At 63.4% G+C, this 22,595-nt stretch carries 9 protein-coding genes and 3 pseudogenes; 8 read left to right on the top strand and 4 right to left on the bottom strand.

The window, feature by feature from the left end:
• Window positions 1-104: 104 nt before the first annotated feature.
• From ACSX1D_RS04615 to ACSX1D_RS04600, 4 genes and pseudogenes are all read left to right on the top strand, one after another.
• Window positions 105-941, top strand: a complete 837-nt coding sequence (locus ACSX1D_RS04615) for a sulfotransferase family protein (protein ID WP_439861179.1) — start codon at window positions 105-107, stop codon at window positions 939-941.
• Between the two features lie 22 nt (window positions 942-963).
• Window positions 964-5,001: pseudogene (locus tag ACSX1D_RS04610) on the top strand (DUF4347 domain-containing protein); the annotation flags it as partial.
• 93 nt (window positions 5,002-5,094) lie between these two features.
• Window positions 5,095-9,585, top strand: a pseudogene (locus ACSX1D_RS04605) (beta strand repeat-containing protein); the annotation flags it as partial.
• Between the two features lie 883 nt (window positions 9,586-10,468).
• Window positions 10,469-11,962 carry a TolC family protein gene (locus ACSX1D_RS04600; RefSeq protein ID WP_439861178.1) on the top strand — a complete coding sequence of 498 codons (1,494 nt, stop codon included), beginning with the start codon at window positions 10,469-10,471 and terminating at the stop codon, window positions 11,960-11,962.
• A gap of 209 nt (window positions 11,963-12,171) precedes the next feature.
• On the opposite strand, the pseudogene ACSX1D_RS04595 reads toward ACSX1D_RS04600, so the two are convergent.
• The 4 genes and pseudogenes from ACSX1D_RS04595 to ACSX1D_RS04580 all read right to left on the bottom strand — a co-directional run.
• Window positions 12,172-12,449, bottom strand: a pseudogene (locus ACSX1D_RS04595) (Arm DNA-binding domain-containing protein); the annotation flags it as partial.
• Between the two features lie 301 nt (window positions 12,450-12,750).
• On the bottom strand, window positions 12,751-14,331 hold the full coding sequence (guaA, locus tag ACSX1D_RS04590) for a glutamine-hydrolyzing GMP synthase (RefSeq protein ID WP_439861177.1): 1,581 nt from the start codon (window positions 14,329-14,331) through the stop codon (window positions 12,751-12,753).
• Between the two features lie 139 nt (window positions 14,332-14,470).
• Complete coding sequence (gene guaB, locus ACSX1D_RS04585; RefSeq protein WP_439861176.1) at window positions 14,471-15,940, bottom strand: IMP dehydrogenase; 1,470 nt, start codon at window positions 15,938-15,940, stop codon at window positions 14,471-14,473.
• Between the two features lie 133 nt (window positions 15,941-16,073).
• Window positions 16,074-16,625 (bottom strand): sugar ABC transporter ATPase, encoded by a 552-nt coding sequence (locus ACSX1D_RS04580; RefSeq protein ID WP_439861175.1) that lies wholly within the window; start codon window positions 16,623-16,625, stop codon window positions 16,074-16,076.
• 105 nt (window positions 16,626-16,730) lie between these two features.
• Between ACSX1D_RS04580 and xseA the strand changes: the two genes are divergently transcribed.
• From xseA to leuA, 4 genes are all read left to right on the top strand, one after another.
• Entirely contained in the window at window positions 16,731-18,110 is a 1,380-nt protein-coding gene (gene xseA / locus ACSX1D_RS04575; protein WP_439862265.1) for an exodeoxyribonuclease VII large subunit, read from the top strand.
• 54 nt (window positions 18,111-18,164) lie between these two features.
• Window positions 18,165-18,986, top strand: a complete 822-nt coding sequence (locus ACSX1D_RS04570; RefSeq protein ID WP_439861174.1) for a peptidoglycan DD-metalloendopeptidase family protein — start codon at window positions 18,165-18,167, stop codon at window positions 18,984-18,986.
• Window positions 18,987-19,140: 154 nt separating this feature from the next.
• Entirely contained in the window at window positions 19,141-20,400 is a 1,260-nt protein-coding gene (locus ACSX1D_RS04565; RefSeq protein ID WP_439861173.1) for a mechanosensitive ion channel family protein, read from the top strand.
• A gap of 348 nt (window positions 20,401-20,748) precedes the next feature.
• Window positions 20,749-22,419, top strand: a complete 1,671-nt coding sequence (gene leuA / locus ACSX1D_RS04560; RefSeq protein ID WP_439861172.1) for a 2-isopropylmalate synthase — start codon at window positions 20,749-20,751, stop codon at window positions 22,417-22,419.
• Window positions 22,420-22,595: the final 176 nt, after the last annotated feature.

Below are 22,595 nucleotides of genomic sequence, written 5' to 3'. Positions count from 1 at the left end.
ACGCTACGCTTGCATCATTGCTAGACCTTCCCTCTATACTGCTATCCCGCTGCCGTTGAACCCGGTTCGTCCAGCAGGAGCTGCTCGCGATAAGGAGTCTGTCGTTGCCTGCGTTCCATTTCATTAGCGGCCTGCCGCGCTCCGGCTCTACCCTGCTGGCCGCGCTGCTCAAGCAAAACCCGCGCTTCCACGCCGGCATGACCAGCCCGGTGGGCGCCCTGTTTAGCGGCATGCTTAACCAATTCAGTGCCGGCAGCGAGTTCGGCCCGGTGATCGACCAAGACCAGCGTCGCCGCCTGCTGCGCAGCCTGTTCGACAGCTACTACGCCGATTGCCAGAAGCCGGTGATCTTCGACACCAACCGCCAGTGGTGCGCCCGCCTGCCCGCGCTTAGCGACCTGTTTCCCCAGGCCAAGGTCATCGCCTGCGTGCGTAACGTGGCCTGGATCATGGACAGCCTGGAACGCCTGTACCGGGGCAACCCCTTCGAGAACACCAAGCTGTTCCTGGACGACGGCGAACGCAACACCGTGTACAGCAGGGTACGCACCCTGGGCCAGCCGAACCGCCTGGTGGGCTACTCCTGGAGCGCACTGAAGGAGGCCTACTTCAGCGAACAGGCCGGTTCCCTGCTGCTGGTCGAGTACGAGCTGTTGACCCAGGCGCCGGACAAGGTGCTGCGCCTGGTTTACGAGTTCCTCGGCGAGCCCTGGTACGAACACGACTTCGAAAGCGTCCAGTACGACGCCCCTGAATTCGACCAGGCCCTGGGCGTGAGCGGCCTGCACCGGGTTCGTCCGCAGGTCACCTGGCAGCCCCGCCAGACCATACTGCCGCCGGACCTGTTCGACGAATTCAACCCGCTCAGCTTCTGGCGGGACGGCGCCCCCACGGCAGCCAGCCTGATCCAAGCCAAACCAACCCCTGCGACCTCTCAGTAACGGCGACTCCGGAGACCCAACCATGTGGTGGACCAAGCGTAAGCCCCAGGCACTAGACACCCCCGCCAGCACGCCCCGCTCCAGCCTGATGCTCGCCCTGGAACCGCGCCTGATGTTCGACGGCGCGGTCGCCGCCACGGTCGTCGATAATTCCGCAGCCCAGGACACCACGCCCGCCAGCGACGCTCCGGACACTCTCCAGGAAGTGCCACAAACCGCCGGCGATGCCCAGCGCCGGGAAATCGTCTTCGTCGATACCCGCCTGCCGGACTACCAGGGCCTGCTGAGCTCGATCAGCGCCTCCGCCGAGGTGGTGCTGATCGACAGCCAGCGCGATGGCGTTCAGCAGCTCGCCGATGCATTGGCCGGACGCTCGGATATCGATGCCATCCACATCCTATCCCACGGCGATGGCGGGGTGCTGCTGCTGGGCAGCGGCCCGCTGCACGGCGGTAATCTCGAGGCCTATGCCAGTCAATTGGCGGCCATCGGTTCCGCTCTGAAAGCCGATGGCGACATTCTCCTTTACGGCTGCGACGTGGCGGCCGGCGACAAGGGCCAAGCGTTCATCGCGGCGCTGGCCCAGGCGACCGGCGCAGACGTGGCGGCTTCCACCGACAGCACCGGGGGGACCCTGAGCGGCGGCAACTGGACCCTGGAAGTCGCCACCGGACAGATCGCTTCCAGCTACGCGCTGGATACCTATGACCTGCGCAACTACGGCTACCAGTTACAAACCTTCTCGGTCAGTAACATCGCCGAGCTACGCTCTGCGCTCTCCACCGCGGCCACCAACAATGCTGTCGATACCATTACGTTTCTTGGCAACATCTCAGCCACAGGAACCGGTGACATGCTCAACAGTGCCGCCGACGGATTCCGTACCTTTGTCGACATCAACATCACCGATGGACAGGAATTAACCATCGTCGGTGGTGGCTACAACCTGGATGCCAACTATTACGGACGCGCTCTGGAGATGCGCAATGGCACAGTGACCATCTCCAATCTGACGATTCGCGAAGGGCTAATCAGCGGCAACGGTGGGGCTTACAACAACCTCAACGGCCAGGATGCCCTGGGCGCAGGCATCCGTGCCAGCGGCGGCACACTCACCCTTAGCGGGGTGGCCATTACCAGCAACCGGGCTTCCGGTGGCGGCGGCAACGGCGGGGGTGCCGGTGGCTCCTATGGCTACGGCGGAGGGGGTGGCGGCGGTTTCTCCGGCATCGGTGGCGGCAATGGTGGCGCTTACAGTTTGAGCCAAACCGGAGGCAGTGGTGGTGGAGGTTCTGGCGGTATTGGCGGCAACTATGGCGCCACTGCACAGGCGGGCAAGGGGGGAACCAATTCGGGCATTGGCGGTGCGGGCGGCTCACAGACCGGAGGCTTCTCTGCCGGTGGTGCCGGTGGTACTGCCGGTACCGGCGGTGCAACCATTGGCGGTGGCGGTGCTGGTGCGGGCGCATCGGGCGCCCCCGCCGTAGGACGTGGGGGCAGTGCCGTTGGTGCGCTCTATATCGCCACGGGCGCCACGGTCAACATGGCAACCAGTACAGTAACGGATAACCTCGGCGCCGGCGGCGGCGGCGCCGGTTCCAGTCTCAGCAGCAATGCTGCGAACGGTGGCTTCGGCGTAGGCGGTATTTATGTCCAGGGTACGTTTAATTACGAGCTCGCTACCGTCAACCTTGTGGGTACCGACAAAGCCAACTACGGGGCAGGCGGCAGCGGCGGCTCCAATGCGCAAAACGGCAATGGCGCTGGCTCGGCAGGGGCTGGCAGCAATACAGGCGCCGAGAGTTTATCTGGCCCAGGCACGATCGATTCAAGCTACTCCACCAATACCGCTCCCACCACCGCCAACCTCCACGGTGACAGCGTGGCCTGGGCCGGGGTTGGCAGTACGGTGGTATTGGATGCCGGCGGCAATGCCAGCCTGGGAGACACCGAACTGCAAGCGCTCAATGGCGGCAACGGCAACTGGGCCGGTGCCAGCCTGGTGGTACAACGCTCTGGCACGGCGGTCACCAGCGATGTTTTAGGCTTTAACACCTCAGGCGCACTCTTTACAGTGAGCGGCAGCAACCTGCAATCCGGTGGCCAGACCTTTGCCACCTTTACCCACAGCGGCGGTGTGCTCACCATCAACTTCACCAGCAGCGCCACCACCGCCACCACCGCCCTGGTCAACGATGTAGCCCAGCGCATTACCTACCAAAATGACACACCCTCGGGCGATGCCACAGTCCGCTTTACCTTAAGCGATGGGACAAATAACACCACCGCCGATGTGACGGTCAGCAGCGACTTTATCTACGTCACCAACGCCACCGACACCGCCACCATTAATCTCTCCGATGGGGTGAGTTTCAGCGAAGCTATCGCAATAGCGGCGGCGGATGTAACGGGCAGCCAGACCATCGTGTTTGCCAGTAACCTGGCGAGCACAGCCCTGACAATCAACAGCGTATCCCTGGGCGAAAGCCTGACATTCGATATGGATGCCGCCAGCGGCATGTCTCTGACCAGCGGTATTATCTCCATCGACGCCGGCACCTTGACGCTCCACAACAGCACTGGCGATACCGCTACCATCTCCAGCAGGCTGATTGGGGGCGGCGCCTTGACCAAGTCGGGGGCCGGCACACTCACGCTCTCCTACAACGGCAACACCTATTCCGGCGCCACGACTATTTCCGCCGGTACGCTGACTGTCAGCGGTGGCGATGCCATTTCGGTCAACAGCAGCGTCACCCTGGCCAGCGGTGCGACCCTCGCGCTCTCCAATAACGAAGGCATTGGCAATCTGTCCGGCGCCGGTTTGATCAATCTGGGTAGCAGCACCCTATCTACATTGCTGACCGCCGATACGACTTTCTCCGGCAATATCAGTGGCAGTGGCGGGTTCACCGTCACCCAGGGCGGTTCGGCCACCTACGCGCTAACTTTGTCGGGCACCAATACCTACACAGGCACGACGACCCTCGCGAGCTTCGGCTCGCTAAGGCTGGACGGCGATGCCTCTATGTCCAACAGCAGCCAGGTACGCGTCAACGGCAGCAGCGTGCTCACCCTGCTCTCGGATCAGACCATCGGCAGCCTGTCCAGCAACAGCGGCAGCGCCACGATCAATCTGGGCAGCTACACGCTGAGCGCAGGTGGGGATAACACCTCAACGAGTGTTTCTGGCGTCATCACCGGTACCGGCAACCTCGTCAAGCAAGGCACTGGCACCATGACGCTCGTCGGCACCAACACTTACAGTGGCACCACCACGGTATCCGGCGGAACCCTGTCCATTGCCAGCGACGCCAATCTGGGCAATGGTTCAGTGACCCTGGCCAGCGGCGCCACCCTTACGGTAACGGGGGCCACGACTGTCGATAACGCAATCGTCTTAAGCGGCAATGCGACGGTGAACAATTCGGCCGCCGTGACCTTGTCAGGAGCTATCAGCGGCGCCCATGAGCTGACGAAATCAGGTTCCAGTACGCTGACGCTATCCGGCACCAACAGTTACGCGGGAACCACCGTCAGTGCAGGCACCCTGAGTGTCGCGAGTGACAGTAACCTCGGTTCAGGTACTGTGACCCTGGCCAGTGGCACCACCCTGACGATCACTGGCGCCACTACCATTGATAACAACATCAGCCTCAGCGGCAATGCCACCATCAACAACACCGCCGATGTGACCCTGTCGGGTGTCATCAGCGGCAGTAATAACTTGACCAAGACCGGTGCCTCTACCCTGACACTGAGTGGTTCCAATAGCTATACCGGCACTACCAGTGTCAGCGCCGGCACCCTGAGCGTGACCAGCGATAGTAATTTAGGCGGGAATACAGTCTCCTTGGCCAATGGCACTACCCTGGTGGTGACAGGTGCGACAACTATCGATAACGACATTGCTATCACCGGTACAGCCACCCTCAACAACTCGGCGGATGTCACCCTGTCGGGCGTTGTCAGTGGCAGCAACCTGAGCAAAGCCGGCGCTTCAACCCTGACCCTGAGCGGTACCAACACCTATACAGGGATTACCAATGTGAATGCGGGCACTCTGAGTGTGGCCAGCGATGCCAATCTCGGTGCCAGCACGGTTAACCTGGCCAGCGGCACCAGCCTGAGTATTACGGGTAATACCACCATCGACAATGCGCTGGCATTAACCGGTACAGTGACAATCCATGCGGCGGCGGCAGCGAATTTATCGGGTGTGGTTAGCGGTTCTGGCGGCCTGACTAAGACCGGCGCCAGCACCCTGACCCTCTCAGCGGCAAACACCTACACCGGCACCAGCAGCATTTCCGCCGGTACCCTGGCGGTCACTGGCAGCACCAACGGCAATACCACTGTAGCCAGTGGCGGCACCCTGGCGGGTAGTGGCACCCTGGGCGGCAGTGTCTCGGTACAGAGTGGCGGCAGTTTGGCACCGGGCCTTAGCCCTGGCAGCATCACCATCAACGGCGACCTGACCATGGCGGCGGGCAGCACCCTGGCCGTTGAAATTAACGGCACCACCCCAGGCACCCAGTACGACCAGGTCATCGTCAATGGGCAGGTGGATGTCTCGGGGGCTAACCTGTCTGTTACCCACAGCTACACCCCCGGCAGTGGTGACAGCTATATCCTCATCAGCAACGACGCCAGCGATGCCATTACCGGCACCTTTAGTGGGCTGGCACAAAGCGGCACACTCACAGCAGGCGGCAACAGTACCGAACTAACGGCCAACTACGCCGGCGGCACCGGCAATGACTTTGTTCTGACCGCACCGATTAACAGTGCCCCGGCCATCGGCAACCTCAATGGCGATACCCGCACCTATACCCAGGGCGCCGGCGCCATAGTCTTGGACAGTGGCAACGACGCGAGCCTTACCGATGCCGACCTGCGGGACTTTAATGGCGGCAACGTGACTGTGGCGATTATCACCAACGGTGTCGCCGGGGAAGATGTGCTGGGCATCAACAACCAAGGCTCAGGCGCCGGTCAGATTGGCGTCTCCGGTAGCAATGTGACCTATGGCGGCCTAACCATTGGCAGCTTTACCGGCGGCACGGGCGGCGCCAACCTGGTCATCACCCTCAACAGCAATGCCTTTGCCACCGAAGTCCAGGCGCTGGTGCGCAACCTGACCTACAACAACAGCAATGCCAGCAACGCCATTGACCAGGCGGATCGCACCATCCGCGTCACCGTTAACGACGGTGATGGTGGCACCTCCAACAACGCCGATGTGACTGTCTCGGTGATTGAAACCGTTCCACCCACCGCCACCATTGTGGTGAGCGACACGGCGCTGGCGGCGGGCGAAACCTCGCTGGTCACCATCACCTTTAGCGAGGCCGTCACCGGTTTTACCAACGCTGATCTGACCATTGCCAACGGCACACTGAGCAGCGTCACCAGCAGCGATGGCGGCATCACCTGGACAGCCACGCTCACCCCCTCAACCAATATTGAAGACACCACCAATGTCATCAGCCTGAACAACACCGGGGTAACGGATGCGGCAGGTAACGCTGGCACAGGCACAACCGACTCCAACAACTACGCCATAGACACCCTGCGCCCCACGGCCACCATTGTGGTGAGCGACACGGCCCTGGCGGCGGGTGAAACCTCACTGGTGACCATTACCTTTAGCGAAGCCGTCACCGGCTTTACCAATGCCGATCTGACCATTGCCAACGGCACACTGAGCAGCGTCACCAGTAGCGATGGCGGCATCACCTGGACAGCCACGCTCACCCCCTCAACCAATATTGAAGACACCACCAATGTCATCACCCTGAGCAACACCGGGGTGACGGATGCGGCGGGTAATACCGGCACCGGCAGCACCGATTCCAACAACTACGCCATCGACACCCTGCGCCCCACGGCCACCATTGTGGTGAGCGACACGGCCCTGGCGGCGGGTGAAACTTCGTTGGTGACCATCACCTTTAGCGAGGCCGTCACCGGCTTAACCACTGGCGACTTCACCGTGGCCAATGGCAGCTTGAGCGGGTTAAGCAGCAGCGATGGCGGCATCACCTGGACAGCCACGCTCACTCCCTCAACCAATATTGAAGACACCACCAATGTCATCACCCTGAGCAACACCGGGGTGACTGATGCGGCGGGCAACGCAGGCACCGGTAGCACCGATTCCAACAACTACGCCGTAGATACCCTGCGCCCCACAGCCAGCATTGTAGTGAGCGATACGGCGCTGGCGGCGGGTGAAACCTCGCTGGTCACCATCACCTTTAGCGAAGCCGTTACCGGCTTTACCAACGCCGATCTGACCATTGCCAACGGCACACTGAGCAGCGTCACCAGCAGCGATGGCGGTATCACCTGGACGGCGGCATTCACCCCGTCAGCCAATATTGAAGACACCACAAATGTCATTACCCTGGACAACACCGGGGTGACAGATGCGGCGGGTAACGTCGGCACAGGCAGCACCGATTCCAACAACTACGCTATAGATACCCTGCGCCCTGCGGCAGTGAGTATTGTGGTTAACGACACAGCACTCTCGGCAGGAGAAGCCTCGCTGGTGACCATCACCTTTAACGAGGCAGTGACCGGCTTAACCACCGGCGACTTCAGCGTCGCTAATGGCAGCTTGAGCGATTTAAGCACCCTCGATGGCGGCATCACCTGGACAGCCACGCTCACCCCCTCAACCAATATTGAAGACACCACCAATGTCATCAGCCTGGACAACACCGGGGTGACGGATGCGGCGGGCAATACCGGCACCGGCAGCACCGATTCCAACAACTACGCCGTAGATACCCTGCGCCCCACCGCCACCATCGTGATCTGTGATACGGCGCTGGCGGCTGGCGAGACCTCGCTGGTCACCATCACCTTTAGCGAGGCCGTTACCGGTTTTACCAACGCCGATCTGACCATTGCCAACGGCACACTGAGCACCATCACCACCAGCGATGGCGGCATCACTTGGACGGCGACATTCACCCCGTCAGCCAATATTGAAGACACCACCAATGTCATCACCCTGAACAACACCGGGATGACTGATGCGGCGGGCAATACCGGCACCGGCAGCACCGATTCCAACAACTACGCCATAGATACCCTGCGCCCCACCGCCACCATTATGGTGAGTGATACGGCGCTGGCGGCTGGCGAAACCTCGCTGGTCACCATCACCTTTAGCGAGGCCGTTACCGGCTTCACCAACACCGATCTGACCATTGCCAACGGCACACTGAGCACCGTCACCACCAGCGATGGCGGCATCACTTGGACGGCGACATTCACCCCGTCAGCCAATATTGAAGACACCACCAATGTCATCACCCTGAACAACACCGGGGTGACTGATGCGGCGGGTAACGCCGGCACCGGCACAACCGACTCCAACAACTATGCCATTGACACCCTGCGCCCCACCGCCACCATTATGGTGAGTGATACGGCGCTGGCGGCTGGCGAGACCTCGCTGGTCACCATCACCTTTAGCGAGGCCGTTACCGGTTTTACCAACGCCGATCTGACCATTGCCAACGGCACACTGAGCACCATCACCACCAGCGATGGCGGCATCACTTGGACGGCGACATTCACCCCGTCAGCCAATATTGAAGACACCACCAATGTCATCACCCTGAACAACACCGGGATGACTGATGCGGCGGGCAATACCGGCACCGGCAGCACCGATTCCAACAACTACGCCATAGATACCCTGCGCCCCACCGCCACCATTATGGTGAGTGATACGGCGCTGGCGGCTGGCGAAACCTCGCTGGTCACCATCACCTTTAGCGAGGCCGTTACCGGTTTTACCAACGCTGATTTGACCATTGCCAACGGGACACTGAGCACCATCACCACCAGCGATGGCGGCATCACTTGGACGGCGACATTCACCCCGTCAGCCAATATTGAAGACACCACCAATGTCATCACCCTGAACAACACCGGGGTGACTGATGCGGCGGGCAATACCGGCACCGGCAGCACCGATTCCAACAACTACGCCATAGATACCCTGCGCCCCACTGCCTCCATTGTGGTAAGCGATAACGCTCTGGCGGCGGGTGAAACTTCGCTCGTGACCATCACCTTCAGCGAGGCGGTCGCCGGCTTCACCAACGCCGATCTGACCATTGCCAACGGCACACTGAGCACCGTCACCACCAGCGGTGGCGGCATCACCTGGACGGCGGCATTCACCCCGTCAGCCAATATTGAAGACACCACCAATGTCATCACCCTGAATAACACCGGGGTGACTGATGCGGCAGGTAATATCGGCACCGGCAGCACCGATTCCAACAACTACTCCATCGATACCCTGCGCCCCACTGCCACCATTGTGGTGAGCGACACGGCCCTGGCTGCGGGTGAAACTTCGCTGGTGACCATCACCTTCAGCGAGGCCGTGACCGGCCTGACTATTGACGATTTCACCGTCGCTAACGGCAGCCTGAGCGGCCTGAGCAGCAGCGATGGCGGCGCCACCTGGACGGCGACCCTGACCCCCACCGCAGGCGTGACCAGTGCCAACAATTTGCTCACCCTGGCCAACTCGGGCTACTTGGATGCAGCAGGTAATGCGGGCAGCAGTATCACCGCCTCCAACAACTACAACCTGGATACGGTAGTACCCGTTAATCACCTGCCTAGCGCGCAAGTCACAGACTCTCAGACCCCACTGATCTTCAGCCGGGCTAACGGCAACGCCATTACCGTGACCGATGCGGGCCACCTCAACGTAGTGATTTCTGTCGGCAGCGGCACCCTCTTCGCCTCTACCGGCGGAACAGCCGGGATAACCGGCAACGGCACTGGCAGCGTCACCATCACCGGCAGCGCCGCCGAGGTAAATGCCGCCCTGGAAGGCATGACATACACCCCCAGCAGGGCTGGCGCGCAAACCATCAGCATCCAGTCAAGCGATTCGACCGGTAACGTCGATCGCGACAGCCTGGCAGTCACAGTAGTAGGGCAGAGCGAAGGGGATCCAGAGTTCCGCATCACCTCGACTTCAAACGAGTCGAGCGCACCCAACGCACCATTGCAACCAGCCGTACCAGTAATAGCGCCGCCCTCCTCCTCACCAGTGCTTCCAACGGCCTTGTTCGAGGCTCCCAGCATTGGCAGCGGTATGCCGACCCTGGGCAACATCTTCATCCGCAACGGCTCACTGGCGCCAAGCTTCATCGCCCAGGTGTTCGCCAGCAGCTCAAGCAACGATTCAGCCAGTACATCCCTCGGTTTCGCTGGAGGCGACGCGAATGTCCTGGGTAGGAGCACTTTTGCCAATATATTCGCCGAAGCTCGCCCGGGCATTGGCGAGCAGGAACCGATTTTCGATCAAGAGCAGTGGCGTCGCAGCGCCCCTTCACTGGGCCAGCAGTTGCAAGACATGCAGTACCGGGAACAGCAGCAGATAGCCGAGTTGGCCAAGGCCCTGAGGGACCTGCCTGTACAAACCAATATCTGATCTGCACACAAACGAACAAGATCGCCGACAAGGGGAGCGGCAGCACATGAATAAGTTTTCCAAAGGACTGAACCTGAGCCTGCTGGCTCTGAGCATTGGTGGCTGCGCCGTGACCAGCCAGCCCATCGAGCAAGCCCAAGTCGAGCAGCGTGCCCGTGAGGATCTAGTGCAGATGTTCCAGGGCCAGGAGCCGCTGTCCGGTGCGCTGACGCTGCATCAGGCCATGGCCCGCGCCATCAAGTACAATCTGGAGGCGCGCCTCAAGGTAATGGAAGAAGCCCTGGCCAAGCGCCAAGTCGATCTTGCTAGCTTCGACATGTTGCCGCGCATGGCAATGTCGGCCGGTTATGCCGGGCGCAGCAACGTCAGCGCTTCCAGCAGCCAAAGCATCGAGACCGGCACCCAGTCGCTGGAGCCCTCCACTTCGCAGGATCGCAACCGCAATGTTGCCGACCTGACCATGGTGTGGAACGTGCTGGACTTCGGTGTCAGCTACGTCAACGCCAAGCAACAGGCCGACCAGCGCCTGATCGTGCAGGAACGTCGGCGAAAAGTGATCCACACCATCACCCAAGACGTGCGCTCGGCCTATTGGCGCGCCGTCGCCGCAGACCGTCTGCTCGAGCAGATCGACGGCCTGATGGCGCGAGTCGAACAGGCCCGTCGCGATAGCATGCGCCTCGGCGAACAGCGCATCGGCGACCCGGTGCAAGCCCTGAGCTATCAGCGCGCACTGATCGAGGCCACCCGCCAGCTAGAAGAGCAACGTCGCGCCTTGTCCCTGGCCAAGACCGAGCTCGCAACCCTGATCAACCTTCCGCTGGGAAGCGATCTGAGTCTTGCACCGGAGGCAGGCTATGCCGTACCGGAGCTGAAGGCCGAGATGGCCGACCTCGAGCAGCACGCGCTGGCCCTGCGCCCCGAACTGCGCGAACAGGACTACCAGGCCCGCATCGGCGCCGCGGAAACCCGCAAAGCCATGCTGCGTCTGCTGCCCGGCCTGGAGTTCTCCATCGGCGGGCACTATGACAGCAACAGTTTCCTGGTCAATCAGAGCTGGGCCGACTATGGCGTGAAGGTGACCTGGAACCTGTTCAATGTGCTTTCGGCCCCCGCTGCCATAGATGTGGCCAAGGCCAGCGAAGAGGTCACCAGAGCACGGCGCCAGGCCATGTCCATGGCGGTCCTCGCGCAGCTGCATGTGGCCAACGCCAATTTCCATGAGGCTAGACGCCAGTTCGCCACCAGTCAGGAACTGGCCACTCTGGACGAGCAGATCGTCGAACAGTTGCGCAATCGTCGCCAAGCCCAGGACATCGGCGAATTGGAACTGATCCAGGGCGAACTCAATACACTTAACGCGCAGCTACGCCGCGATTTGGCCTATGCCGAACTGCGCAACAGCTATGGTCAACTGTTCGCCAGTGTAGGCCTCGACCCTTTGCCGAGGGCCCTTCCCGACGACAAGGTCTCGGTCATTGCCAGCGCGCTGAGCGACAGTGAATCCGCCTGGTCAGACGGAAAGCTGGGTACTCCATAGGCACATGACCGGGCAAGACATTCTCTCGAGAGGCTAACTGCTTTCGGGGTGGCCTGATAAAGTCAGACTACCCCGAGAAGCCAGGATGAGCCTACCCTGGCCGTCGCTCCCTGGGAGCGTTACGAACAGCCATGCGCGGCTCGTGCCCAAAGGCATCCTGTGGAACCGACCTGCGCTTTGTGGGCCTGGTGGTAACCACCAATACGTTTCACTCGTCGTTTAGCCCGCTGCTTCTCCAGGGAGGGAGACTTGCGCTGGGCGACCAGGCGCTTGGCATCGGGTAGCTTCTCGCGGCCATAGCCAAGGAAATGCCAGTCAGCCCATAGCGCCCGATGGTCAGCGTTTCTCGGCGTCCATTGAGACGGTAGTCGTAGCGAAAGGTGACGGTACCGGTAGGCGAGACCGTCACGTACATAGCATCGCGGTCGGAAGCCTTGTACAGCTTGGACTTGGGCTTGAGATTGCGCAGTTTGGTATCAGTAAGCATCGAGGTTTTTACTCCTGTTCATGACGGCTTTTACCGTCAAGGGTCAGGAGACCTGTTGATGCCGGGAAAGCCGCACGGGGCAAGCTTTCCCAAGGAGCGATTTACCGTCAAAGACCGGTTCTGACCGGATAGTAAACAGAACGGTCTCAATCCGACCGCTGTTTACTACCGTCACCGCTACCGCCAATCCGTTCTGCTAATCGGCGATAAGCCTCGATAACCATTGCAACGAATTTTCTTTTAAATCAACACGTTGCAATTGGCTATCGATACATCTCAATGAGCCCAGAAGGACCCGACATCACTCCCACTCGATGGTGGCAGGCGGCTTGCTCGACACGTCGTAGGTGACGCGGGAGATGCCTTCGATCTCATTGATGATGCGGTTGCTGACCTTCTCCAGCAGCTCGTAAGGCAGGTGCGCCCAGCGTGCGGTCATGAAGTCGATGGTTTCCACCGCGCGCAGGGCCACGACCCAGGCGTAGCGACGGCCATCGCCGACCACGCCGACCGACTTGACCGGCTGGAACACCACGAAGGCCTGGCTGGTCTTGTGGTACCAGTCGAAGTTACGCAGCTCCTCGATGAAGATGTGGTCGGCTCGACGCAGCAGGTCGGCGTACTCCTTCTTCACCTCGCCGAGGATGCGCACGCCCAGGCCCGGCCCCGGGAACGGGTGGCGGTAGACCATGTCGTAGGGCAGACCCAGCTCCAGGCCGATCTTGCGCACCTCGTCCTTGAACAGTTCGCGCAGCGGCTCGACCAGCTTGAGGTTCATTTCCTCCGGCAGGCCGCCGACGTTGTGGTGCGACTTGATCACGTGGGCCTTGCCGGTCTTGGCGCCGGCCGACTCGATCACGTCCGGGTAGATGGTGCCCTGGGCGAGGAACTTGATGTCGTGCAGCTTGCTGGCCTCGGCATCGAACACGTCGATGAAGGTACGGCCGATGATCTTGCGCTTCTTCTCCGGGTCGGCCTCGCCGGCCAGGTTGCCGAGGAACTGCTCCTCGGCGTTGGCGCGGATCACCTTGACCCCCATGTTCTCGGCGAACATGGCCATGACCTGCTCACCCTCGTGCAGGCGCAGCAGGCCGTTGTCGACGAACACGCAGGTCAGCTGATCGCCGATGGCGCGGTGCAGCAGCGCCGCGACCACCGAGGAGTCGACACCGCCGGACAGCCCCAGCAGCACGTTGGAGCTGCCGACCTGGGCGCGCACCTGGGCGATGGCGTCCTCGACGATATTCGACGGCGTCCACAGCGCCTCGCAGCCACAGATATCCAGGGCGAAGCGCGAGAGGATGCGGCCGCCCTGCTTGGTGTGGGTCACTTCCGGGTGGAACTGCACGCCATAGTAGCGGCGCTCGTCGTCGGACATCGCGGCGATCGGGCAGCTCGGGGTACTGGCGAGGATATGGAAGCCTTTCGGCAGGGCGGTGACCTTGTCGCCGTGGCTCATCCACACGTCCAGACCGAACACGCCATCGTCGTCGACATGGTCTTCGATGCCATCGAGCAGGCGACCCTTGCCGACCACGTCGACGCGGGCGTAGCCGAACTCACGGATGTCCGAACCCTGCACCTTGCCGCCCAGCTGCTCGGCCATGGTCTGCATGCCGTAGCAGATGCCGAGCAGCGGCACGCCGAGGTCGAACACCGCGTGCGGCGCGCGCGGGCTGTCGGCCGCATGCACCGACTCGGGGCCGCCGGCGAGGATGATGCCGCGCGGGGCGAAGGCGCGGATGTCCTCGTCGCTCATGTCGAAGGGGTGCAACTCGCAATACACGCCGATCTCGCGCACGCGGCGGGCGATCAGCTGGGTGTACTGGGAACCGAAATCCAGGATCAGGATGCGGTGGGCGTGAATATCAGGATGGGCCATGGCCGTCTCTCGTAGCGGAATTCACAAATGACACGGGGCTGAATCGAACAGCCCCGTGCGTAGGGTGGAAAACGCGCAACGCGCTTTTCCACCTGCGCGATGGTGGATAAGGCTGCGCCGTTATCCACCCTACAGCGAATCAACCGACCCGGTAGTTCGGAGCTTCCTTGGTGATCTGCACGTCATGCACATGGGACTCGGCCATGCCGGCACCGGTGATGCGCACGAACTCGGGCTTGGTGCGCATCTCCTCGATGGTCGCGCAGCCGGTGTAGCCCATGGAGGCGCGCAGGCCGCCCATCAGCTGGTGGACGATGGCCGCCATGGCGCCCTTGTAGGGCACCCGGCCCTCGATGCCCTCGGGCACCAGCTTCTCGGCACCGGCGGAGGAATCCTGGAAGTAACGATCCGAGGAACCCTGGGCCTGGGACATCGCGCCCAGCGAGCCCATGCCGCGATAGGCCTTGTAGGAGCGGCCCTGGAACAGCTCGACCTCGCCCGGCGCCTCTTCGGTGCCGGCCAGCATGGAGCCGATCATCACCGCCGAGGCGCCGGCCACGATGGCCTTGGACAGGTCGCCGGAGAAGCGGATGCCGCCGTCGGCGATCAGCGGTACGCCGCTGCCGGCCAGGGCGGCGGCGACGTTGGCCACCGCGGAGATCTGCGGTACGCCGACACCGGCGACGATGCGCGTGGTGCAGATCGAACCCGGACCGATGCCGACCTTGACGCCGTCGGCGCCGGCCTCGACCAGGGCCCTGGCGGCGTCGCCGGTGGCGATGTTGCCGCCGATCACCTGGACATCGGGGAAGTTCTGCTTGACCCAACGCACCCGGTCGATCACGCCCTTGGAATGGCCGTGGGCGGTGTCGACGATGATCACATCCACGCCGGCTGCGGCCAGCGCGGCGACCCGGTCGCCGGTATCGGCACCGGTGCCCACCGCGGCGCCGACGCGCAGGCGAGCCTGGTCGTCCTTGCTGGCCAGCGGGTAGGCCTTGGCCTTCTCGATGTCCTTGACGGTCATCATGCCCTTGAGGTTGAAGCCGTCGTCGACGATCAGCACCTTCTCGATGCGGTGCTTGTGCAGCAGCTCGCGCACGGTCTCCTTGTCGGCGCCTTCCTTGACCGTGACCAGACGCTCTTTCGGCGTCATCACTTCCCGCACTGTAGCGTCCAGGCGGTTCTCGAAGCGCACGTCGCGGGAGGTGACGATGCCCACCAGGTCGCCGTTGGACAGCACCGGCACGCCGGAGATGTTGTTCTGCCGGGTCAACTCGAACAGGTCGCGGATGGTCGCGTCGGCTTCGATGGTGATCGGGTCCTTGACCACGCCGGCCTCGAACTTCTTGACCTTGCGCACCTCGGCAGCCTGCTGCTCGATGGTCATGTTCTTGTGGATGATGCCGATGCCGCCTTCCTGGGCCATGGCGATCGCCAGACGGGCCTCGGTGACGGTGTCCATGGCGGCGGACAGCAGCGGGATATTCAGCTCGATGCCACGGGTCAGGCGAGTCTTGAGGCTGACATCCTTCGGCAGAACTTCGGAATAACCAGGAATAAGTAGAACGTCGTCGAAGGTAAGGGCTTCTTGACTGATACGCAGCATGGCGGGGGCTCCCAGACGGGAAAATTGGAAGCGCGCCATTATACCCAGGCGACCTCGTCCACTCAATGCAAAGAATGCACCGAAGGCTCAGGACCGGCAGGCCGGGCGACGAGCTGCAACCCGTGGCCGACGCTCACAGCTCCACGTGGACCTGTGAGAGCGGATGACCGAGGCGCTCGGCGAACTCATCGAGAAAGCGCTGCCTGAACCTAGCGGCGCCCCAGCCGTTGAAGACGAAACCCAGGTTGGAGAAGGCGCAAGGCTGCAGGAACAGGAAGCCGTTGATGTCGTCCTCATGACCGCACTCGGGGCAGATGAAGTTGTCGGTGCCCCCGGGCATCCACTCCTCCAGGCTGTCGAACAGCGCCTCGCCGATTTCCTGGCGACACTCGGGGCAGCCGGCTTCCTCGAGAAAGTCCCTGGTCGGGGTATAGATGCAGCGCTTGCTGACGATCTCCAGGCCATTGGCCGGGCGGTCGAAGGGCAGCAGTTGCGGGCGCTCGACCACCCGCCGCGCGCCGGGACCGATGGCATGGGCCATGCGATTGCCCAGGCCGCCGCAGGTGCTCAGCCGCTCATCGACTATGCCCTGCTGCACCAGCCAGCGGACGATCGCCCGCGCCCGCGCCTCATGCCCGGGAAAGCTGGATATACGCGGCACGAGGATGGTCTGTTGTTCAGCCATGGAGCGACCCACTCTGCAGGAAAGGCGCGCAGCTTAATGCCAATGGCGCAGCGGTCAAGGCCGGCGGCCTATGGCCGGCCCGGCAAAGTCTTTATCATGCCGGCCATGATCAAAGACCCCTTCCAGCGCCTGAACCTCGACCGCGAGGTGCTCAGCGTCAGCCAGCTCAACAACCGCGCCCGCCTGCTGCTGGAGGACGTGTTTGCCAGTATCTGGGTCGAGGGCGAGATTTCCAACCTGGCCAAGCCAGCCTCCGGGCACATCTATTTCACCCTCAAGGACAGCCAGGCCCAGGTGCGTTGCGCGCTGTTCCGGCAGAACGCCGCGCGGGTGCGCCAGGCACTGCGCGACGGCCTGGCGGTGAAGGTGCGCGGCAAGGTCTCGCTGTTCGAGGGGCGCGGCGACTACCAGCTGATCCTCGATGCGGTGGAGCCGGCCGGTGACGGCGCCCTGCGCCTGGCCTTCGAGGCACTGAAGGAAAAGCTCAGCGGCGAAGGCCTGTTCGCCGCCGAGCGCAAGGTTGCCCTGCCCGCCCACCCGCGGCGCATCGGCATCGTCAGTTCGCCCACCGGCGCGGTGATTCGCGACATCGTCAGCGTGTTCCGCCGCCGCGCGCCGCAGGTCGAACTGACCCTGATCCCCACCGCCGTACAGGGCCGCGAGGCTACTGGACAGATCGTCCGCGCCTTGCAACTGGCCGACCGCCGGGGCTTCGATGCGTTGATCCTGGCGCGCGGCGGCGGCTCCCTGGAAGACCTCTGGAGCTTCAACGAAGAAGCGGTGGCCCGCGCCATCGACGCCTGCGCCACCCCCATCGTCAGCGCCGTTGGTCACGAGACCGACGTCTCGATCAGCGATTTCGTCGCCGACGTGCGGGCGCCGACGCCTTCGGCCGCCGCCGAGCTGCTGGCGCCCGACTCCAGCGAGCTGGTGCAGCGCCTGCACGGCCTGCAGCGTCGCCTGCTGCTCTACATCAAGGGCCGCCTGGCGCGCGAACACATGCAACTGGATGGCCTGCGTCGGCGCCTGCGTCACCCCGGCGAACGCCTGCGCCAGCAGGCGCAGCGCCTGGATGACCTGGAGATGCGCCTGCAGCGCGCCTTCACGCGCCAGCTGACCGCCCGCCAGGAACGCCTGGCGCGCCTGCAGACCCGCCTGGCCGGCCAGCACCCGGAACGCGCCCTGCAGCTCCTGCGCCAGCGCCTGGCCAGCCTCGCCGAGCGCCTGCCGCGGGCCATGCGCGAAGGCCTCAAGGAGCGCCGCCTGCAACTGCACAGCCAGGTGCAGACGCTCAATGCGGTCAGCCCCCTGGCGACCCTGGGCCGCGGCTACAGCATCCTCCTCGACGAGCGCGGCCGGGCCATCCGCAGGGCCGGCGACACCCAGCCGGGCCAGCGCCTCAAGGCCCGCCTGGGCGAGGGCGAGCTGGACGTGCGGGTCGAAGACAACCATGTGCAGCCGGCGACCCTGTCGCTGCTGGATTGACCCTTACCGATGGTGGATGAACAGCGCGTCAGCCACCCTGCCCGGGAGTACACCATGCGCCTCATCCCACTGCTGATCACCCTCCTGCTCGCCTTGCCCGCCCAGGCCGAGGGTTTCATCAGCCGCCTGCTGAACAAGCCCGTGCCGGGCGGAGTCGCCGTGGTCGATCTCGGCCCGGCCGCCACGGCGCCACGCGCCACCTACCAGGGCAAGCCGCTGCTGGTGATCCACGAGGACGGCCAGCGCTGGATCGCCATCGTCGGCCTGCCCCTGAGCGTCCGCCCCGGCAGCCAACAGATCGAGGTGGACGGCCGGAGGCACAGCTTCCAGGTCGGCGGTCGCGCCTATGCCGAGCAGCGCATCACCCTGAAGAACCAGCAGCAGGTCAATCCCAACCCGGCCAACCTCAAGCGCATCGAGCGCGAGCTGGACGAACAGACCCGCGCCTATCGCCAGTTCAGCCCGCGCCAGCCGAGCAACCTGCTGTTCGACAGGCCGGTCGACGGGCCGCTGTCCAGCCCCTTCGGCCTGCGCCGCTTCTTCAATGGCGAGGAGCGCAACCCGCATTCGGGCCTGGACTTCGCCGCCGCGCGTGGCACCCCGATCAAGGCGCCGGCGGCGGGCCAGGTGATCCTGATCGGCGACTACTTCTTCAACGGCAAGACGGTGTTCGTCGACCACGGCCAGGGCCTGATCAGCATGTTCTGCCACCTCTCGGCGATCGACGTGAAGCTGGGGCAGGAGCTGCCGCGTGGCGGCGTGCTCGGCAAGGTCGGCGCCACCGGCCGCGCCACCGGGCCGCACCTGCACTGGAATGTGAGCCTGAACGACGCGCGCATCGACCCGGCGATCTTTATCGGCGCCTTCAAGCCCTAGCTGCAATACCTCGCAAGACACCGGTAACGGCAAACGCCGGCCCGCTTTGTTAAGGTGCGCCCTCGTCGCCCGCCTGCCCCCGAGCTCCGCGCCCTGAGCCAGACTCGGGGCGCTCACCCCGCGCGACCATCGTACGCAGCAAACGAGGATCGTCATGAAGCAACACTACGCCGCCACCCTCGAATGGCTCGAGCGCTACCCGCACCTGCTCAGCCTGATCAGCCTCGGCCTGCTGGTGCTCGGCGCCTGGATCGCCAACTGGCTGGTCAAGCGCATCCTCCTGCGCGGCCTCTATCGCGCGCTTGAGGCCACGCCCCTGGGGCAGGACCAGGCGCTGTCGGAGTCGAAGATCAGCGCGCGCCTGGCCAACATAGTGCCGGCGCTGATTCTCTCCAGTGGCATCCACCTGGTGCCGCACCTGCCCGATGCCGCGGTGACCGTGGTCGACAACGTCTGCAGCGCCTTTATCGTGCTGACCGTGGCCCTGGCCATGAGCGGCACCCTGAGCCTGCTCAACACCCTCTACCAGCGCCGCCCGGACGCCCACCTCAAGCCGATCAAGGGCTACCTGCAGCTGCTCAAGATCGTGATCTTCGCCATCGCCGCGATCCTCATGGTCGCCAGCCTGATCGACCGCTCGCCGTTGATCCTGCTGTCCGGCCTCGGCGCCATGGCCGCGGTGCTGATGCTGATCTTCCAGGACACCCTGCTGTCGCTGGTGGCCAGCGTGCAGATTTCCTCCAACGACATCATCCGGGTCGGCGACTGGGTGGAGATGCCGCAGCTCAATGCCGACGGCGACGTCATCGACATCGCCCTGCACATGGTCAAGGTGCAAAATTGGGACAAGACCATCACCAGCATCCCGACCAAGCGCTTCATCAGCGACCCGTTCAAGAACTGGCGCGGCATGCAGGAATGCGGCGGCAGGCGGATCATGCGCAACCTGTACCTGGACCAGACCAGCATCGCCTTCCTCGACCAGGAGCAGATCGAGCGCCTGGGGCGCTTCCGCCTGCTCGGCGACTACCTGCAGGACAAGCAGCGCGAGCTGCAGGAATGGAACGGCGCCCTGGCCGACGCCGGCCGCGAGCCGGTCAACACCCGCCGCGTCACCAATATCGGCACCTTCCGCGCCTACGTGGAGCAGTACCTGCGCCAACACCCCGGGGTGCATCAGGAGATGACCCAGCTGGTGCGCCAGCTCAGCCCGACCGCCGACGGCCTGCCGCTGCAGCTCTACTGCTTCACCAACACCACCGCCTGGGCGCGCTACGAGGGCATCCAGGCGGATATCTTCGACCACATGCTGGCGATCCTGCCGGAATTCGGCCTGCGCGTGTTCCAGCATCCGAGCGGCTCGGACATGCGCGAACTAGGGCGCCCGCTGCCGCCGGCAAGCACGCCCTCTTGAGCACCCAGCTGAGCCCTGGCCCCGGCCTGGGCGCAGGCCGGGCCGGGCCGGGCCGGGCCGGGCGAAAGCGCTGCGCAATCGGTCGGCATTCCAGCGCGCCTTCTCGCAACTGGCAACCAACATAGACACCAAAACGACGACTTCTGCCAAGTTTTCAACAATGCTTGCCAGCATTTACCCCAAATAGGTAGGGTTGACGCCATGAACGCTACCCATACCCTCATCCTGCTGCGGCAACACGCCAACCTCTGCCTGGTCAGCCAGCGACTGCGTGGCTAACGCCCCCCCTTTTTGATCTTGCCGATATTGCCTGGCCCTTCAGCGGCCGCCGCCCACAAGGATTTCCCCATGAGCATGCTCAAAGACCCGTCCAGCAAGTACCGCGCCTTTCCCGCCATCGACCTGCCCGATCGCACCTGGCCGTCGAAGACCATCACCGCAGTACCGGTCTGGTGCAGCTCCGACCTGCGCGACGGCAACCAGTCGCTGATCGAGCCGATGGACGCGCAAAAGAAGATGCGCTTCTTCAAGACCCTGGTGCAGGTCGGCGTCAAGCAGATCGAAGTGGGCTTCCCCTCCGCCTCGCAGACCGATTTCGACTTCGTCCGCGAGCTGATCGAGGGCGGGCATATCCCCGAGGACACCACCATCCAGGTGCTGACCCAGGCCCGCGAAGACCTGATCACCCGCACCTTCGAGTCGCTCAAGGGCGCGAAGAAGGCCATCGTCCACGTCTACAACGCCACCGCCCCCTCGTTCCGCCGCATCGTGTTCAGCCAGGACAAGGCCGGGGTGGTGAATATCGCGGTGAATGCCGCGCGGATCATCAAGGACCTGGCCGAACAGCAGCCGGGCACCCAGTGGACTTTCCAGTACTCGCCGGAGATCTTCACCTCCACCGAACTGGAGTTCGCCGTCGAGGTCTGCGACGCGGTGCTCGACGTCTGGCAGCCGACCCCTGAGAACAAGGCCATCCTCAACCTGCCGGCCACCGTTGAAGTGTCCACGCCCAACGTCTACGCCGACCAGATCGAGTGGTTCTGCCGCCATATCAGCCGCCGCGACAGCGTGCTGATCAGCCTGCACACCCACAACGACCGCGGCACCGGCGTGGCCGCCAGCGAACTAGGCCTGATGGCCGGCGCCGACCGCGTCGAGGGCTGCCTGTTCGGCAACGGCGAGCGCACCGGCAACGTCGACCTGGTCAACCTGGCGCTGAACCTCTACACCCAGGGCATCCACCCCGGCCTGGATTTCTCCGACATCGACGCGGTGCGCAAGGTGGTCGAGGAGTGCAACCAGATTCAGGTGCACCCACGCCACCCCTATGTCGGCGATCTGGTGCACACCGCCTTCTCCGGCTCGCACCAGGACGCCATCCGCAAGGGCTTCGCCCAGCAAGACCCCGAGGGTATCTGGGAGGTGCCCTACCTGCCCATCGACCCGGCCGACATTGGCCGCAGCTACGAGGCGGTGATCCGCGTCAACAGCCAGTCCGGCAAGGGCGGCATCACCTATTTGCTGGAGCAGGAGTACGGCATCAGCCTGCCGCGGCGCATGCAGATCGAGTTCAGCCAGGTGGTGCAGAGGGAGACCGACCGCCTGGGCTTGGAGATGAGCGCGGCGCAGATCTACCAGCTGTTCGACCGCGAGTACCTGCAAGCCAGCGCGCCCTACGCGCTCAAGGGGCATCGTCTGCAGGAAGAGAACGGCACCAGCGCGGTGGATATCGAGGTCGTCGCTGACGGCGAGAGCCAGCACTGGCGCGGCATCGGCAAGGGCCCCCTGGAGGCATTGGTGGCCGGCCTGCCGGTAGACGTGGAGATCATGGACTACTGCGAGCACGCCATCGGCGCCGGCACCAACGCCAAGGCTGCAGCCTACATCGAGCTGCGGGTGGCAGGCGGTCGAGCCCTGCACGGCGTGGGCATCGACGAGAACCTGACCACCGCCAGCTTCCGCGCCCTGTTTAGCGCCCTTAACCGGGCCATGGGTCAGGCCGCCGAACAGGCCGCCTAATACCGAGGACCGCACAAAAAACGCCGGGCACTCCCGGCGTTTGCTTAACTGACGCAATCCGGATTACGGGCGCTGCGTAGGGTGGATGACGCCCTTTTCATCCACCATCGCCATGGGTGGATCGGTGAAGCGCCATCCACCCTCCGAGACTGGCTGGCGCTGTCGCATCTGCTGCA

It is taken from the genome of Pseudomonas sp. MBLB4136 (assembly GCF_051904765.1).
Classification (GTDB): Bacteria; Pseudomonadota; Gammaproteobacteria; order Pseudomonadales; family Pseudomonadaceae; genus Aquipseudomonas.
Note: the sequence above shows the minus strand (reverse complement) of the source record. Positions and strands in the feature narration are given on the sequence as shown.